Below are 17,020 nucleotides of genomic sequence, written 5' to 3' on the forward strand. Positions count from 1 at the left end.
CCGTCGATCGATCTACGTGCCGGCGACCGCGTCCTTCACCACCGGCGCTGCGCCGGCGCCGCCCTTAGGCTCCGGCTTGGCGTCCACACCCGACTCCTTGCGTTGCTGCGCGGTGATCGGGGCGGGAGCCTCCGTCAGGGGATCGACGCCGCCGCCCGACTTCGGGAATGCGATCACCTCACGGATCGAGTCGACTCCGGCGAGCAGGGCCGTGATGCGGTCCCAGCCGAACGCGATGCCGCCGTGCGGCGGTGCACCGAACGCGAATGCGTCGAGGAGGAAGCCGAACTTTTCCTCGGCCTCCTCGTGCGAGATTCCCATCACCTTGAACACTCGTTCCTGAATGTCCTTGCGGTGAATACGGATACTGCCGCCGCCGATCTCGTTTCCGTTGCAGACGATGTCGTATGCGTACGCGAGTGCCGAACCGGGGTCGGTGTCGAACGTGTCGATCGATTCGGGCTTCGGCGAGGTGAAGGCGTGGTGTACCGCCGTCCACGCGCTGTAGCCGAGGGCGACGTCGCCGCTGGCGGTGGCGTCGGCGGTCGGTTCGAACAGCGGCGCGTCCACGACCCACACGAAGGCCCAGGCGTCGGGGTCGATCAGGTTCTGCTTGCGGGCGATCTCTCCCCGCGCCGCGCCGAGCAGCGCACGCATCGGCTTGGTGGGTCCCGCTGCGAAGAAGATGCAGTCTCCGGGCTTCGCGCCGACGTGGTCGCAGAGCCCGGCGCGTTCGGTGTCGGTGAGGTTCTTCGCGACCGGACCGGTGAGGGCGCCGTCCTCGCCGACGAGCACGTACGCGAGCCCCTTGGCGCCGCGCTGCTTCGCCCACTCCTGCCATCCGTCGAGCTGACGCCGGGGCTGGGCGGCACCACCGGGCATGACCACGGCGCCCACGTACTCCGCCTGGAACACCCGGAAGGTGGTGTCCTTGAAGAACTCCATGCATTCGACGAGTTCGATACCGAAACGCAGGTCCGGCTTGTCGGAACCGAACCGCCGCATCGCCTCGGCGTACGTCATCCGTGCGATCGGGGTCTTGATCTCGTGGCCGACGAGCTTCCACAGTGCGGTCAGAACTTCCTCGGCGAGCAGGATCACGTCGTCCTGGTTGACGAAGCTCATCTCGATGTCGAGCTGGGTGAACTCCGGCTGGCGGTCCGCGCGGAAGTCCTCGTCGCGGTAGCACCGCGCGATCTGGTAGTACCGCTCGATGCCACCGACCATCAGCAGCTGCTTGAACAGCTGCGGGCTCTGCGGCAGGGCGTAGAAGCTACCCGGCTGCAGTCGGGCGGGGACGAGGAAGTCGCGCGCACCTTCCGGCGTCGACCGCGTCAGCGTGGGCGTCTCGACCTCGACGAACTCGTGGTGCGCGAGAACGGAGCGGGCAGCGGCATTGACCTTCGAGCGCAGCCGGATGGCATGGCCCGGGCCCTCCCGGCGCAGGTCGAGGTAGCGGTACTTCAGGCGCGCTTCTTCCCCGGCCTGGTCGTCGAGCTGGAACGGTAGCGGCGCGCTCTCGTTGAGAACCTCGAGGTCGGTCACGTTGACCTCGATGGCCCCGGTGGGAATCTCGAAGTTCTGGTTGCCCTCTGGCCGGACCTCGACGATGCCGGTGACCTTCACGCAGTATTCCGCGCGCAGTCGATGCGCCTGGTCGGCAGCAGCTCCCTCACGGAACACCACCTGCGACACGCCCGAGGCATCACGCAGGTCGATGAAGATCACCCCGCCGTGATCACGACGCCTGGCGACCCAACCGGTGAGGGTAACGGTCTGCTGGGCGTGCTCGGCTCGCAATGAACCGGCGAGATGTGTGCGCAGCACGGGATTCCTTTCGAAACGTGGGGCAAGCTACTTCGTTGGCTGCGATCCTACGGAGACACTGTGCGTGAGCGGAAACTCATACCCGCTTCACGTGCAATGCTCGAGCTACCTGTACCGCGACACTCGGAGAGAAAGCGACGACACATGACCTTCAACGAGGGCGCCCGCATGGACTCCGGCCGGGTCTCGGTCGGGGGTGGCGGCGGAGGAGGTGGCCTCGGCGGCAAGTTCGCGATGGGCGGCGGAGCCGGGGGCCTGATCGTGCTTGTTCTCGCTCTGCTGCTCGGCGGCGACCCCGGATCCCTGCTCGGTGGACTGAGCGGTGCCACCGACCCGTCCGCCGAGAGTCCCGGTGCCAGCCTCGAAGGTTGTGAGACGGGTGCGGACGCCAACCGCGACGTGGATTGCCGGGTGGTGTTCACGGTCGGCAGTCTCGACTCCGTGTGGGGGCAGGAACTCGGTGCACAAACCGGAACCGACTACATCCCGCCCGAGGTGGTGCTGTTCTCCGGCGCGGTGAACACCGGGTGCGGAAACGCCACCAGCGAGGTCGGCCCGTTCTACTGCCCGGCAGACTCGACGGCGTACTTCGACACCAGCTTCTTCCAGCTCCTCGTCGACCGCTTCGGGTCGAGTGCCGGACCCCTCGCTCAGGAATACGTCGTGGCGCACGAGGTGGGACACCATATTCAGAATCAGCTGGGCGACATCGGCCGGGCGCAGACCGATCCGCGCGGAGCTGACTCGGCCGCGGTCCGCACCGAACTGCAGGCCGATTGCTACGCCGGCGTGTGGGCCCACTACGCCGACACACTTCCCGGGCCCGACGGCGGACCGCCGTTTCTGAACACCCTCACCGACACCGACATCCAGGACGCGCTGTCCGCGGCCTCGTCGGTGGGTGACGACCGGATCCAGCAGTCCGCGGGCGGCCGGGTCAATCCCGAAGGTTGGACGCACGGCTCCTCCGAGCAACGACAGAAATGGTTCGTCACCGGGTACCGGACAGGCCGGGTCGATGCCTGCAACACCTACTCCGCCCGCGATCTGAACAGCCCACCCGCCCTGCGCTGAGCCGCCTGGCGGCTCGCGTTCCCGCGCAGGGCAACCTGGGCTCGCTACGCGAAAGGAGACGCCGTGTCATTCACGGACCAAGAGATCGCCTACATCCGCTCACAACCCGTCGCACGGTTCTCCACTGTCTGCCCCGACGGGCAGCCCGACGTGGTTCCGCTTGCCTTCGAGTTCGACGGGACATACTTCTGGATCGGCGGTTCCGGGCCGGCCGTGACCCAGACGCGCAAGTTCCGCAACCTCCGAGCGGGCAACGTCAAGGTCGCCTTGGTGGTCGACGACCTCGAGTCGATCGAACCGTTCATCGCCCGATGCATTCGGGTTTACGGTATCGCGGAGCAGCCGATCCAGCGGGTGGGCATCGTCGGCCCGGGCATGTATGCCCGCATCACGCCGACGATCTCATGGAGTTGGAACATGGGCGGTGAACCCGTCGGGACCGAATGGTATGAACCGAGACGCACGGTTCACCTGCCGCCCGACGAGGACCCCGAGGGAATTGCGATCAGAACAGAGTGAGAGTCGGTCCGGTACTGCCGGCTCGTACGAGTTCGCGGCGCTCGGCCTCGACCCGACCTGCCGCTCCGGCGTCACGATTTTGCGCGCGACCGGCCAGACCGTGACGCTCGACGAGCGGGTCGACGCGTGCCTTCAGCCACGACTTGTACTCGGCCGGCACGTAGGCGGATCGACCGTACAACTGCCGGTACTGCCGAATCAGTGCGGGATGTTCGGTGGAGAGCCAGTTCATGAACCAGCCCTTGGTACTCCCCCGCAGGTGCATCGGCAGCACGGTGACTTTCGACGCTCCTGCCTGCGCGATGGCCTCGAGTAAACCGTCGAGGTGCCGTGCCGAGTCCGTCAAAAACGGGATGACCGGGGCGACCATCACATTGCACGTCATGCCCGCATCCGTGATTGCCCGGATCAGATCGAGGCGCGCCCTAGGCGACGGAGTGCCGGGTTCGATCGACTTCTGAAGGTCGGCGTCATGGATGGCCAGCGACACGCCGATACTGACGGCGACCTGCTGTGCAGCCAGTGTCAGGAGCGGGAGGTCGCGCCGCAGAAGCGTTCCCTTCGTCAGGATCGAGAATGGTGTCGCCGACTCGGTCAGTGCCCGGATGATTCCCGGCATGAGTCGGTACCGGCCCTCGGCCCGCTGATACGGGTCGGTGTTGGTGCCCAACGCTACGTGCTCCTGCTTCCACGACTTACGGCTCAGTTCTTTTCGGAGCACCGCCGCGACATTCGTCTTCACCACGATCTGACTATCGAAATCCCGGCCGGCATCGAGGTCGAGGTACTCGTGGGTGGGCCGGGCAAAGCAGTAACGACACGAATGGGAACACCCTCGAAAAGCGTTGACCGTGTAGCGGAACGGGAGCTGGGACTCCTCGGGCGTCTTGTTGAGCGCACTCTTGCAGAGCACTTCGTGAAAGGTGATGCCCTCGAACTCGGGCGTCTGCACGCTGCGCACCAGACCTGCCCGCTCGAGCCCGGGCAACGCGCCGTCGTCCGCATCGAGCGCCTGCCCGTCCCACCTCATGAGTACATGCGAACATGTGTTCTAACGGGTGTCAAGTCCAACCGGAGCCAAGGGCAGAGCCGGCGTCCGGTCGCGCGTAGAGACGGTCCACTCGGGGTACTCGCGGGAGCGTCGACCGCCGACCACACCCTTGCGAGGTACCCATGTCCACCGACGCGATTGTGCTCCTGCGCAACGACCACAAGGCAATCCGAAAACTCTTCCGCGAGTTCCGTAGCGCCGGCCCCGACGCCGAAGCGGCGAAGGGCCGGATCGTCGACCAGATCATCGAGGCACTGACCGTGCACACCTACCTCGAGAACGAGTGCATGTACCCGGAGGTACGCAAACTCGCCCCCGACCTCGAGGACGACATCTTGGAGTCGTTCGAGGAGCACCACGTCGCCGACGTTCTCGTAACGGAGCTGGCGGCCATGAAGCCCGACAGCGAACGATTCGACGCGAAGGCCACCGTCCTCATCGAGAATGTCGAGCACCACATCGAGGAAGAGGAGCAGGAGTGGTTCCCGAAGGTGCGGGAAGAGCTGGGGCGTAAGCAACTTCAGGAAATGGGTGCGCGACTGCTGGAATTGAAGGAAAAGGCACCCCATTCGCCTGCACAACCGTCGGCGTTGAAGAAGACGGTGGACGCCGTCATCAAGTGATGCACCTGGTGGACCTGAAGTGATGGGTAGATCTCCGGCGACTCCACGAGCGCCCTCTCGCGGTGACCCGCTCGACGTCTGCCGGGTAGCGCGCGGACAGCACCTTCCTGTAGAACTGATCCGGATGCCGATTTGTGACGTAAACCACACCTGAACGTTACCGAACAAGCCGGCTAACGGAAACCGAAGTCACCCCGCCCGGAGACACCGCAGTGCCAGTGCGGATCCGCCGTTCGGGAAGGAAGGACACCCCGCATGCTGCTGCCGATGGCGCCGACCGATTCACTGTTCCTGCTCGGCGAGTCGCGGGAGCATCCGATGCATGTGGGCGGCCTGGCGGTGTTCACACCCCCGGACGGCGCCGACGCCGCAGACATGCGGGCGATGTTCGACACGGCCACGGCCTCCACCGACGTCGCTCCGCTGTTCCGCAAACGCGCCCGACGTTCGATGACCACCCTGGGACAGTGGGGGTGGGTCACCGACACGGAGTTGGACCTGAACCATCACGTGCACCGCCACGCCCTCCCCCGCCCGGGCGGCATGCCCGAACTGCTGGCGTTGTCGTCTCGGTTGCATGCGGGTCTGCTCGACCGCAACCGCCCACTGTGGGAGATGCACCTGATCGAGGGCCTCGCCGACGGGCGCTACGCGGTCTACACGAAAATCCACCACGCGCTTGCCGACGGCGCCTCCGCCATGAACCTGCTGCGCCGCAGTATGAGTGAAGATCCCGACCGACGAGGAATGCCAGCCCCCTGGCAGCCGATGCCCACCGCGAGCGGTCGTGTCACACCGCCTCCGGGAACGGCGGCGTCACACCTGCCCGGAGTTGCAGACGTGCTGGGCCTGCCAAGACTGGCGTTGCACGGCGCCCGAGAAGTCGCAGGTCTGGCACCGGCGCTGGCAGGCACCATGGACCGGGCCCTGCACGCCCGGGGCGGGCCGCTCTCGATGCGCGCACCGCACACTGTGTTCAACGTTCCGATCGGCGGGGCGCGCCAGTTCTCCGCCCGATCGTGGCCGCTCGAACGGATCAGGTTGCTGGCCAAGCACGCCGACGCCACCGTCAACGACATCGTCCTGGCGATGTCCGCCGGAGCCCTGCGCAGCTACCTCGACGACCTGGGCGCCCTGCCGGATGAACCGCTCATCGCGATGGTCCCGGTTTCCCTACGCGCCGATGACGGCGAATCGCAGGGTGGCAATCGGGTGGGAGTCCTGATGTGCAACCTCGCCACCCACCTTCCCGAGCACGGAGCGAGGCTCGCCACGATTCGGACCTGCATGAGCGAAGGGAAGCAGGCCCTGCGCGCGATGAGCCCGGCCCAGGCGTTGGCGATGAGCGCCCTCGGAGCGGCCCCCCTCGGCCTCGAGATGCTGGCCGGCCGGCGGGGACCACAGCGACCTCCGTTCAACCTCGTCATTTCCAACGTCGCCGGCCCCGCCAGCCCCCTGTATTGGAACGGCGCCCGCCTCGATTCCCTGTACCCTCTGTCGATCCCGGTGACCGGACAGGCACTGAACATCACTGTCACCAGTAGCGACGACCATCTCGTGTTCGGACTGACCGGATGCCGGTCCGCCGTCCCGAATCTGCGCCCGATGCTCGATCATCTCGACACCGAACTCGACGCCCTCGAGCAGGCCGTCGGACTGTAGTGGCCTCGACGGCGGTCGCACGCCTTTGCGAAGTTCTCGATCACCGACGCGCAGTGTGGCTCGCGGTTTCGAGTTCGGTGAGGGAGGTGTCGAGGTAGCCGATGATCCGGTGCAAGTGGGGAACCGCGGTGCGATCGCCTACGACACCGACGTGTAACTCCCCGGATCGGCTGGTGAGGGTGATGCTCAACGCCTGTCCGCGAGCGAGGGCCGGTACCGGGTAGACCGCGTCGAGGCGAGCTCCGTTCCAGAATCGTGGGCGGGTCGGACCCGGTGTGTAGGAGATGGTCACGTTGAAAGGCGGCGGGATCTCCTCGAGCACCCGCCGGACCGGTTCCAGCATGATCGGACTCAACGTCAGCGCGCTCACCAACTGAAACTGTGAGCGACCGAGGGCGGCGACAACCCTGCTGGTATGGGCGACGGAGTCGGCAATCCGCGCCAATCGCGCGAGGGGATCGGCTTCGTCGGTGGCCAGCGACACCACCATTGCCCCGACTCCACGGCCCGCGGTCCCGATGGTAGGGCCCTCACCGAAGTCGAGTGGGACCGGCAGCATTGCGGTCAACGGCGCCTCGGGGAGGGCGTACTGCTCGAGCAGATACCCGCGGAGGGCGCCCGCGCACATCGCCAACACCACCACCTCCAGCGGTGCGCCGGTGCAAGTGGCGAGCCGCCGTAGCGGCTTCAGTGGCCAGGACCGGGTCGCTACCTTGCGGGCGCGACCAGTCGGTGCGTTGAAGATCGTCGGCGGTGACTGCAGCGGCAACGTCAGATGTTCTTCGGTCAGCCCGCGGTAGCCCGTCCGCATCAAGGTGGGGAGAATGGCCGCGCACTGCCATGTCAGTTCCACACCGGACCGCAGTGTCACTCGCGGGTCGAGGGAGAGATGCCGCGCTGGGGCCGCGACCGACGGACTCCACGGCGCCGGGCAGTCCCGGATGCCCGGGTCGATCGAGAGCGTGCGGTGCAGTAGCCGTAGCCCGGAGGCGCCGTCGGGCAAAGACAGATGGAACTTCGTGTACACCGCTGTGCGCCCGTCGGTCAGTCCTTCGATGACGTGCATCTCCCACATCGGGTGCTGCGGATCGAGCGGCATCGAGTGCATCTGGGACACCAGCGAGAGTAGGTCGGTCATGGTTCCTCCACCAGGAACTGCGGTGTGCCGCACGTGATAGTCGAGATCGACCTCCTCGTCGACACGCCACCACGGATACCCGTGCATCAAGCGGACCGGGCGTTTGCGGAACAGTTCCGAGATCTCGGCGTGAGCGCGGAGACTCCCGACCATATCGGCGGCGTGCGCGCCGGGCACGGTGCCGCTGGGTGGTTCGAAGAGCGTCAGGGTGGCCACGTGCATCGGGTGTGAAGGGGACTCGAACAACACGAACATCGCCTCGGTCATCCACATCGGCGCCAGTCCGCCGAACGCAGTTCGCACACCGCACCTCCCGGCTCTGTGGTCCCAGCACAGCACACTCCGCTCGCGAAGACTGCGTTTCCCGCAGAGACGAAGCACTGCGACCGGTCCACCCGGATGGCACCAGCGATCCTCGGGCGCCGGCCACGGGCAAGTACGCATATCGGTTGCCGCGGGCCGATGAATGATCCCTTTTCTATCCGATCGAATAGACCATGCGCCGACGCATTCGATCGAGCGTCCAGTAAATAAAATGGGCAATTGTCCAAGAGCATCTGGGCATTTGTTCAATACGAAACCAGAAATTCTTTCCCGCTCGGTGAAACGTTGCGGAAAGTCTGGTCGATATTCGAGTTAAGCGTGGATCAACTGATCCCGTGGAATACAACAAAGGTGAGGAGTGACTTCAGATGGGTTCTGCAGGTATCGACTTCAGTGTCGCCTTCGACGCTTTCTTGAAGTGGTTGAGCGTCACATTCGGCGGCGGCATCGGCATCGGCTGACAGCGCCGGGCATATCCGAAGAACGACAGCAGCTCGACTCACCACACCAGTGGTAGCCGAGCCGCTGCCATGGTCCGCTCGACCCGCTCGACCGCCTCTCTCGTGATCGCCGGTCTGTTCGAGCGCCGGCCCCTTTCGAGCACATTGGGCATTGCGGTGCATGGGTACACGCGCGTATATTGAGAACTGCGGATCGAGATAGTAATCGGCAACGGTGAAAGACTCGTGAAGCAGAGATCCGGCCGAGAATGTGAGAGCATTCCCGGCCGAACCCCTGTCTGGGGTATTCCTCGCCAGCGCGTCAGGCGGCAGTTGTAGCCGCAACCTCCGAATACGCCGAGTCCCCGAATGCGCCGAGCGCACTGAAGCCGCCGAGTGCACTGAAGCGGCGTACGCCGCTTCCCTCGACGAGAATCGGGTCGAGATGGCGTCCCTCCGGCCGAAGGGGTCAGGCGGCCGGAGGGACTGGCTGTCGCGGGTTCGCCGTCCGAGGTCGCGCGGCAGCCCAGACATCGGATACCCGCATTCGCCTCAATTACTCCTCGGGCCCGGACGCCGCGTTCCTCTCACGCTCTGCTGGTGTTCAGTGAGGACTCGGGTCGTCATCTGGGGGTCGCGTGAATTCACCAGTTCGTGGTGCGCCACTACGCCGGCGGTGGCATATTCCTGACCATGCCGAAGTACAAGGTGACTCTTCGTGACGGAAGCTCGAGCGACAGAACCTTCGAATCAGACTTCCAGGCGATCAACGAGACCCATAGGCCGACCGAATCCGTGGCAAGCATCGTCCGGATCGACCGTTACGACGACGATGGGGATCCCCACGGCGTGTGGTCGGCGGCGCCCACGCGCCGCACACAACGCGATTGACGCTCGGCCCTGGAAGGAGCTGATAACCTCCTCCCTTCTTTCGTCGGCGCGAGTTGGACAACCGACTTCAACAGATACGTATTTCTACCAAGGGTCGTGCGATTCGCGCTTGCCGCGTTTTCGGAAATGGGAAACGCTCACCAACGGGCAACCGCATCGCGCACAATGGCTACCGGACGAAGCACGATGGGTTGCCGGAGGTCGTTACCGCAACCGCGAACCGCCTTTTCCCACTACGGAATAGCTTCTGAGCCAGAGGAGCAGACCCAATGCCCGTTCCACAGCACAAATTGCTGCAATCCGTCCAGGATCGCACCATCGAGCTGCGGAGGTGGTTGGACGCCGACCACAACAGCGCGGCCCTCACGGCATATCTGCGCGACGAACCGGTCGACGACCGGTGGCTTGCCACCTATCTCCGGCTCCAACACGACCTCCTCCGGGCGGTCGGCCACGCGCACAAGCCGGAGGCGTCCCGGAAGAGGGCCGACCAGCATCGACACCGACGCAGTGGTGCCGCCACATCCTCACCACGCCGAGGGCGATGAGCGAGGGGACGAGCGGATCAGTGCCTGATACCGTCTCGACCGCTCTACCAACACTTTCCGGACGGCACGTCGGTCAGGCGTCGATCGTCGACTCCCGAGCACTTGGCCGCTCGTCCAACAGACCCGTCGGCGTCGTGTGAGTGTCGCTCGAGTGCAGAAGCCGGAATCGACCGTGAGTCACCGCGATATCCGCCCGCGAGTCGATGGCCCTGAGTAGCATCTAGATCATCTCGTTCGAATCCCTTTCGGAGGCCGACGTGCGTGGACTGGGTATCGATCTCGGAACTGCCAATACTGTCGTCGGCACACCGGAAGAGGGGGTCGTCCTGAACGAGCCGTCCTTCATGCTCGTTCGCACCAAGGAACCACACCGCGCCCTCGCCATCGGTCACGATGCTCGCAGCCTCGTCGGCCGCACTCCCATCGGCATCACGCAGGTGCGTCCGATGCACAACGGAGTGATCGTCGACCTGGAAACCGCCCGCACCTTCGTCAGCGCCGTCATCAAACGGGCCTCCCCACACAGGCCGTACGGCGTGCGACCGAAGGGTGTCATCGCGGTCCCCGCGGGCGCCACACCGCTCGAACGCCGTGCTCTGCTGGAGGTCGGGCACGAGGCGGGCCTACGGAAGGTCGGTTTGATACCGGAACCTGTCGCGGGAGCACTCGGCTGCGGTATCAACCCGCTCGAGCCGCGCGCCCACCTCGTTGTGGATATCGGCGGTGGCACTTCGGAAGTCACAGCGATTTGTTTCGGTGGCATTCTCTCGCATCGCAGTTGCCGGCTCGCCGGGGACGAACTCACGCACGCGCTCTACCAATACCTCCGGGCCGAGCACAACATCATCGTCGGTGAACTCACGGCCGAACGAGCGAAGGTGGGCGCGCCCGACACCGAGGACGGACAGTCACTCGTCGTGGAAGGCCGGGACGCCGTGACCGGCCGTGCACGTCTGGTCACGCTCGAAACCGAGGAAGTAGTCGATGCCTTACGCCCGACTATGTCGGGGATCGTTCAGACGCTTACCGAATGTCTGGAGGACCTTCCCGCCCAGGCGATCGGCGACGTGATGGCGGAAGGTGTGCTCGCCATCGGCGGTGGGTCGATGCTGCGTGGTGTGTCGGAGATGCTCGAACAGGCCTTCGGATTCCCGGTGAAGACGGCCGAGCGGCCGCTCACCTGCGTCGCCGAAGGCGCTACGGCGTGCTTGGAGCACCCTGAGGTCGTGGCCGCGTACAGCAATTGATCACCGAATCGGCAGCACGCCGGGCGGCCGTGGGAAGTAGTAGTCGAGGATTTTCTTGACGACGGGCCCGGAGGTCGCGGACCCGAAACCACCGCCACGAACCAGCACCGACACCACGATCTGGGGAGCGTCGAAGGGTGCGACCGCGGAAAACCAGGCGTTGAGACCTTCGCCGGGCGCCGACGGATCCTCGGCCGTGCCCGTCTTTGCACCCGCCGGCACCGGCAGTTCCGCAAGCTGTCCGGCCGTGCCGGCCGCCGCGGATGCCCGCATCCCGGCCCGCACCGGGTCGAGTCTGTCCGCGAAGGGCAATCGCACAGGTTCCGCTGTCGGGATGGGGACGACGTCCGGCCCGTACCCTGCTGCGAGCTGGGGGGTGACCATCGCACCCGTCGCAATCCCCGACGTCCAGCGCGCCACCTGTATCGGAGTGGCATTGACGGTGCCTTGGCCGATTCCCATCAGAAGCGTAGAACCGGGATACCAAGTGGCGCCGATACTTCCGACATTGGCCGGAGTGCCGAGGAAGCCCTCGGCCTCACCGGGAAGGTCGATCCCCGATCGCCGGCCGACACCGAGTTGGTCGGCCACTGCGGCGATGTTCTCGGGACCGAGGAGTTCGCCGAGCTTGTAGAAGTAGACGTTGTCCGACCACTGGATGGCCTGCAGCAGATTATGGGGGCCCATCGGTTGCCAGTTCCGAAAGGTATGGCCGCCGTACGTATAGGCGGCACCGGTTTCGATCACGGACTCCGGCGCAAGGACCGGGTACTGCGTATTCGCTGCGGCGACGACGATCTTGAATGTCGAACCGGGCGGCACCGCGGTCTGGGTCACGTTGTTCAGCAACGGGCTCGGGCCCGGGGTCTGGGCCTGAGCCGCCAGGGCAACGAGGTCGGCCGGGGGGCCGTAGACGTTGTTGTCGAATCCGGGAACGCTGGCCATCGCCAGCACTGCCCCGTTGCGCGCATCCATCACGATGGCGGCGCCGAGGTCGCCCCTGCTCTTACGCATCGCCTCGGTGAGCGCATCCGTAGCAAGGTTCTGCACGCCGACGTCGAGGTGCAACCGCAGGTCATGCCCTCGTACAGGGTCTACTCGCTCCCCGGTGGCGACGGGATGCCCGGAGGGATCCACGTAGACGCACTGCTTGCCGTCGCTGCCGCGCAGCAGGGCATCGTACTGCTTCTCAAGTCCCGCCTTGCCGACCCGCGATCCGAGGGCAAGGTGCGGCCAGCGTTCCATGTCGTGCTCGTCGGCCACCCCGACGTGTCCGAGGACGGAGGCGAGCACCGCGCCGTACGGATAGTGCCGGCGACCGGAAGGCACCACGAGAACCCCGGGCAGACGAGCGTCCACGACGCGCCGAGCGACTTCGGGGGCGACGGTCCCCACGACGACGTCCTGTTCGCCCTCGCCACGTTCCCGCACGACACTCGTCACCTCCTCCGGCGAGATACCGAGCAGTGAGGCGAGGCGGCGGCGGGAACCGGCGTCGTTCTCGTCGAACATCCGGGCGACCACCGCTACGGCATACTCCGCGACGTTCACTGCGAGGGGAACACCATTGCGATCGACGACGAGACCGCGCTCGGCCGGCAGGCGGATACAGCGCATCATCTGCTGGTCGCTCATCGCACGTAGGTCCGCGCCCCGGTCGTGCTGCAGCTGCCACGTGAACAAGGACATCGCGACGAGCAGCGCAGTGACGGTCACTGCGCCGACGGACAGCCCTCTCGGCCGGCGGCGCCGTCGGGGCTCCGGCGCCCAGAGCGGTCGTGCTACGCCGTCCCTACGCACGGCGAGCACCAGTCCGACGGCCACGAAGCCGACGATCGCCGCAGTGCCTCCGTAGCTGAACAGCGGAATCGGCATGCCGTTGTGCGGGAGCAAGGAGAGACTCGCACCGATCGAGACGAGTGCGTGGATCCCGAACAGTCCACCAACGCCCGCTGCGACGAGTGCTGCTTCCCTCGTCCGTGCGGTTCTGGCTGCGAGTGCAGCCCGCCACACGATGACCGAACTCGCCACCACGACAGCGATTCCGGCGATCAAGCCCCATCCATACACCAGGCTCGCGAACGCCAGGTCGTGTTCCGATTCGGGAAGGTATTCGGCACGCACCTCGAAGAGCGGGTCACGCGAAAGGCCCCACAACCCGCCGCTACCGATCGCGATGTTCGCCTGCATTTCGGCCCACCCCGCCCCGCTCGGGTCGGCATTGCTCGACAGGAACACATGGACGCGTTCGAGCTGATACGGCCGGAGAAAGAGCACGGCGAGTGGCAACGAGGCGATTCCCAGCATGAACAACGGCAACAACGGCAACAACGGGACCCGCGCCAGGACGAGCATGAATCCCGCGGTCACCACGAGAACGACGGCAGTCGACAGGTCGGGCTGCAGTGCGACCAGCGCCACGGGGATTCCCACGACCGCCAGCGTCGCAACGAATCGGCCGAGTGTGAACCCCGCCGCAAGCAACCCCGCCGACACCAGAACCACAGCCAGCTTGGCCAGTTCGGACGGTTGAATGGTGAATATGCCGAAGTCGAGCCAGCGCTGGGCGCCTTTGGTCGCGACCCCGGCAAGTGGGACGGCGGCCAGCATCGCGGTGGTGACAGTGAATATCGCCCAGCCGAATGCTCGCAGGTCACCCATCCGCAGGCGGGAGACGACGCGCATCAATCCGAGTCCGGCGGCAGCGAAGAGGGCATGGCGCACGGCGTGCGAGGTCATTCCCGTCGACGTCAGGTTGAGCAGTCCGAGCACCACGAGGACGACCGCTGCCGTGACGATCCAGGGATCCGATTCCCGCTTGTCTTCCTGCATGTCTCACCGCTCCCCGATGCTCAGCAGGATGCGTTCTCGGCAGGCATCAGCACCGGCTCCGAGGCGGCTGTCGCGGGGAAAATCGTGACCGCAGCGACAGCGAGGGCGGTGCTGGGGGGCAGATCTGTCCGGCCGATGCCGTATACCTGTTGCGCGCCGGGTGGGACGTGGAGCGACACCTCGTCGCCCGTCCGCACCTCGCCCGAGCATCGGTCGTACACATTCAGCTTCCAAACCACGGTGCCTTCATTCGGGGCCGAGTCGAGATGAAGGTCGACCCTGATGTCGCACGCACGTCCCGACGTGCATTCGCCGTTGGCGAGTGTGGCGGTAACCATGGTGATGATCCCCGCACTGGCGGGGGCCCCGACCTCCACCGATATCGGTTCCGCACGCTGTCCCCCCGGTGCCGGTGAACCCGGATCGCCGGTGGGTTCGGGTGGCGGCGGCGATACCGGGGCGATCTGATTCTGGTCCGACGGATTCACCGGATTCAGAACGGCATCCCAGCCGCGACGCAATTCCGACCACACCCGCGGTGCGGTCCACAGCACTCCGGCGAGCACCACGATCGCGATGAGACCCAGCGCACCACGGCGACGCGAGAGCCGTCTCTTTCTGCGGTGCCATGGACTTCGAACCGGTGGAAACCAGTCGCCGGTGGCAAGTGATGCCCCGGCACCCCCCGGCCGGCGCCCCTGAGGGGTCCGTTCCTCCCCCGTCTCACGGCCGTCCGATAGTTGGCGCCCCAGCGTGGCGAAGACCAGCGCGCCGAGTTGTCGCCGCGCCCTCTCTTCGTCGGCCGGGTCGATGTCAGGTGCGATTGCCCGACGAACTCGTTGCATCACATCGTCGAGATCTGTTGCTTCTGTAGTTGATTCGTGTATCCGGTCAACCAGTGCGGACGCGCGGCAGTTCGCCGCGATACTTCTCGACAGGTCGGCGATCGCATCGCTGATCTCGCGCCAGGACGCCGCACGCCCGGTGAACTCGATCGTGAGCTTTCCTTCTTCGAACACTGTGACGGCATCATCTCGGAACAGGATCGGTAGGCGGCCTCGGCTGCGCGCCAGCTCGAGCTGGTCGAGCGCATCGGTGATGAGCCACGACGCCTGCGCCGGGGTCAACGCCGCAATCCCGAGCAGCCTTCGGAGTGAGACGCCGGTGCCACGTGCGTCCTCATCTTGTCGTTCAGGAGGTACGGACCCGACCACTACGGGCTCGCCTCTCCCCGCGAGGAGCCCTGACACCACTTCGATCATCGCGCACCCCGAAACGCTATGCCTCCCGCACGGGTTGGAACAGAATCGGGCGGGCGGCGGCGGACCTTGAGCTGGGCTTACTCGCTGTCGAACTCCCATATGCCTGTGAGAGTCAATTTAACTCTCATCCGCGCTCCCGGAACACCGATCCGCACTCCCGGAACATCCCGTTACTCATCCGAGATAACGGCGACAAGCACCTCGGCCCATCGCCTGGCCGTACTGCCATACGTGAACCGATCACGGGTCAGGTTTACCTCGCCTTCAAGAGATTCCGAATCTGTGCGAGATCCCGGACGAGGAGAAGCCGAAAGCGTGAACTGACTCCTGATACGAAAGCGCCTCTGGCCCCGAAGGTCTGGACGAGCGACCAACTCGAAAGTGACCTCCTCCGCTCGATGCCGCATTGCCCTTCAGGTGACGTTTCGCGGAAACACCCGGTTCGGCACCCACGGTCATCGGCGGGTTACCCCTGCTGCCTTCTCTCGATATCACTCGGCACAGGTGCATCCGTGGGAACATCTCAACTGGTCGAGACGAGACCGAGGGCGATCAGAGGAGGGGTGCGTCGTATGGAGTTGATTCCGCCCGGACGCGCGGTGGCACTGGTAACGATTGCCGTCGCCTCCGCGCTGTTGCTCGCGGGATCAGGGAGTCGAGACGCGGACTCGTCATCACCGAGCGCGTCGACGGTGGTGGCGAGCGGGGCGGTCGGCACCTCGGGCGAACCGCCGGCAGCCGAGGAGCGCGACACGACCGGTGTCGACCGGGAGCAGTATGCCGGCGGGGACCCGAGTGGCGCCTACGGCTTCGTCACCCCGTCAGGAAAATGGCTCTGCGCGATCACCCCGGCGAACGAGATGGTCGCCTGCGCGTCTCACACGCCGGGGACGCCTCCAGGAGTTCCCGGCCCGCTACAAATCCCCGTCCAGGCCCCCGGGCGCTCCGCCGAAGCAAACATCGTCGCCATCGAAGCCGCGAAGGGACCGAGCTTCCAGACCGCGAACCAGCCACTCTTCCCCGGAAACCCCAACGTCCTCCCCTACGGGTCGACCTTGTCTGCCGACGGCTTCACCTGCAATGTGCAGTTCTCGGGCGTCTCGTGCAGAGAGAACGCAACGAATCAGGGATTCACCATCTCGACCGGCGGCTACAAGTTCGAATTCACCCCGATACCGGGCACCCCCGACGCCGGCCCACCGCAGATCACGCCTACCGAGCCGACCGCACCTCCTCTTCCCCAGTTGGAAGGCGGATCGAATCAGTGTGGCCGCGTCGTCTACCCGCCGACAGGCGAACCCGCAACGGTCGTCATCGTGAAGGGAACGATCCGCTGCGACGCTGCTCACGCCATGCTCAAAAAGTATTTCACCGCCCCCGACGCGACGGACGAGGTATACGACGTCGACGGATGGAAATGCCGAACAAAGGGAGACCCACACTCCGCGGCGACTGGATACAGCATCACGTGCACGGATTCCGGCGGGAACATCGTGGTTGCACAGCCCTAGAACCGGCTTTCCGCAGGTCGAAGGGGTAGACGGGGCGGAGGGGACGGCACGGACTCCGCTGCCTGCGGCCC

12 protein-coding genes are annotated in these 17,020 nt (G+C 65.6%); 7 read left to right on the top strand and 5 right to left on the bottom strand.

Annotated elements, in window-relative coordinates:
* Positions 1–12 precede the first annotated feature (12 nt).
* Entirely contained in the window at positions 13–1,827 is a 1,815-nt protein-coding gene (gene aspS, locus CBI38_RS16185) for an aspartate--tRNA ligase (protein ID WP_109330318.1), read from the bottom strand.
* A 144-nt stretch (positions 1,828–1,971) separates the two neighbouring features.
* On the opposite strand from aspS, the gene ypfJ reads away from it, so the two are divergent.
* Complete coding sequence (gene ypfJ, locus CBI38_RS16190) at positions 1,972–2,901, top strand: KPN_02809 family neutral zinc metallopeptidase (RefSeq protein WP_109330320.1); 930 nt, start codon at positions 1,972–1,974, stop codon at positions 2,899–2,901.
* A gap of 63 nt (positions 2,902–2,964) precedes the next feature.
* Positions 2,965–3,420 carry a PPOX class F420-dependent oxidoreductase gene (locus CBI38_RS16195; RefSeq protein WP_109330322.1) on the top strand — a complete coding sequence of 152 codons (456 nt, stop codon included), beginning with the start codon at positions 2,965–2,967 and terminating at the stop codon, positions 3,418–3,420.
* On the opposite strand, the gene CBI38_RS16200 is transcribed toward CBI38_RS16195, so the two are convergent.
* Positions 3,407–4,450 carry an Rv2578c family radical SAM protein gene (locus tag CBI38_RS16200; RefSeq protein ID WP_109330324.1) on the bottom strand — a complete coding sequence of 348 codons (1,044 nt, stop codon included), beginning with the start codon at positions 4,448–4,450 and terminating at the stop codon, positions 3,407–3,409. The genes CBI38_RS16195 and CBI38_RS16200 overlap by 14 nt on opposite strands.
* 143 nt (positions 4,451–4,593) lie before the next feature.
* On the opposite strand from CBI38_RS16200, the gene CBI38_RS16205 reads away from it, so the two are divergent.
* Positions 4,594–5,094 (top strand): hemerythrin domain-containing protein, encoded by a 501-nt coding sequence (locus tag CBI38_RS16205; protein WP_109330326.1) that lies wholly within the window; start codon positions 4,594–4,596, stop codon positions 5,092–5,094.
* A gap of 255 nt (positions 5,095–5,349) precedes the next feature.
* A complete protein-coding gene (locus CBI38_RS16210; RefSeq protein WP_109330328.1) occupies positions 5,350–6,756 on the top strand; it encodes a WS/DGAT/MGAT family O-acyltransferase in 1,407 nt (468 codons plus the stop codon).
* A 40-nt stretch (positions 6,757–6,796) separates the two neighbouring features.
* Here CBI38_RS16210 and CBI38_RS16215 read toward each other — a convergent pair whose 3' ends face one another.
* Positions 6,797–8,167, bottom strand: a complete 1,371-nt coding sequence (locus tag CBI38_RS16215) for a wax ester/triacylglycerol synthase family O-acyltransferase (protein WP_109335139.1) — start codon at positions 8,165–8,167, stop codon at positions 6,797–6,799.
* A gap of 1,651 nt (positions 8,168–9,818) precedes the next feature.
* On the opposite strand from CBI38_RS16215, the gene CBI38_RS16225 reads away from it, so the two are divergent.
* Together CBI38_RS16225 and mreB are read left to right on the top strand one after the other, a co-directional pair.
* Positions 9,819–10,097, top strand: coding sequence for a hypothetical protein (locus CBI38_RS16225; RefSeq protein WP_230989856.1), 279 nt, complete (start codon positions 9,819–9,821; stop codon positions 10,095–10,097).
* Between the two features lie 257 nt (positions 10,098–10,354).
* Entirely contained in the window at positions 10,355–11,344 is a 990-nt protein-coding gene (gene mreB, locus CBI38_RS16230) for a rod shape-determining protein (RefSeq protein ID WP_109330329.1), read from the top strand.
* Here the strand turns inward: mreB and CBI38_RS16235 are convergent, their stop codons facing one another.
* A complete protein-coding gene (locus CBI38_RS16235) occupies positions 11,345–14,176 on the bottom strand; it encodes an FtsW/RodA/SpoVE family cell cycle protein (RefSeq protein WP_109330331.1) in 2,832 nt (943 codons plus the stop codon).
* Between the two features lie 20 nt (positions 14,177–14,196).
* Positions 14,197–15,303, bottom strand: coding sequence for a hypothetical protein (locus CBI38_RS16240; protein ID WP_418328264.1), 1,107 nt, complete (start codon positions 15,301–15,303; stop codon positions 14,197–14,199).
* A gap of 707 nt (positions 15,304–16,010) precedes the next feature.
* On the opposite strand from CBI38_RS16240, the gene CBI38_RS16245 reads away from it, so the two are divergent.
* Complete coding sequence (locus CBI38_RS16245; RefSeq protein WP_109330334.1) at positions 16,011–16,949, top strand: hypothetical protein; 939 nt, start codon at positions 16,011–16,013, stop codon at positions 16,947–16,949.
* The last annotated feature ends 71 nt before the right edge of the window (positions 16,950–17,020 follow it).

Origin of the sequence: Rhodococcus oxybenzonivorans (assembly GCF_003130705.1) — a bacterium.
Classification (GTDB): domain Bacteria; phylum Actinomycetota; class Actinomycetes; order Mycobacteriales; family Mycobacteriaceae; genus Rhodococcus_F; species Rhodococcus_F oxybenzonivorans.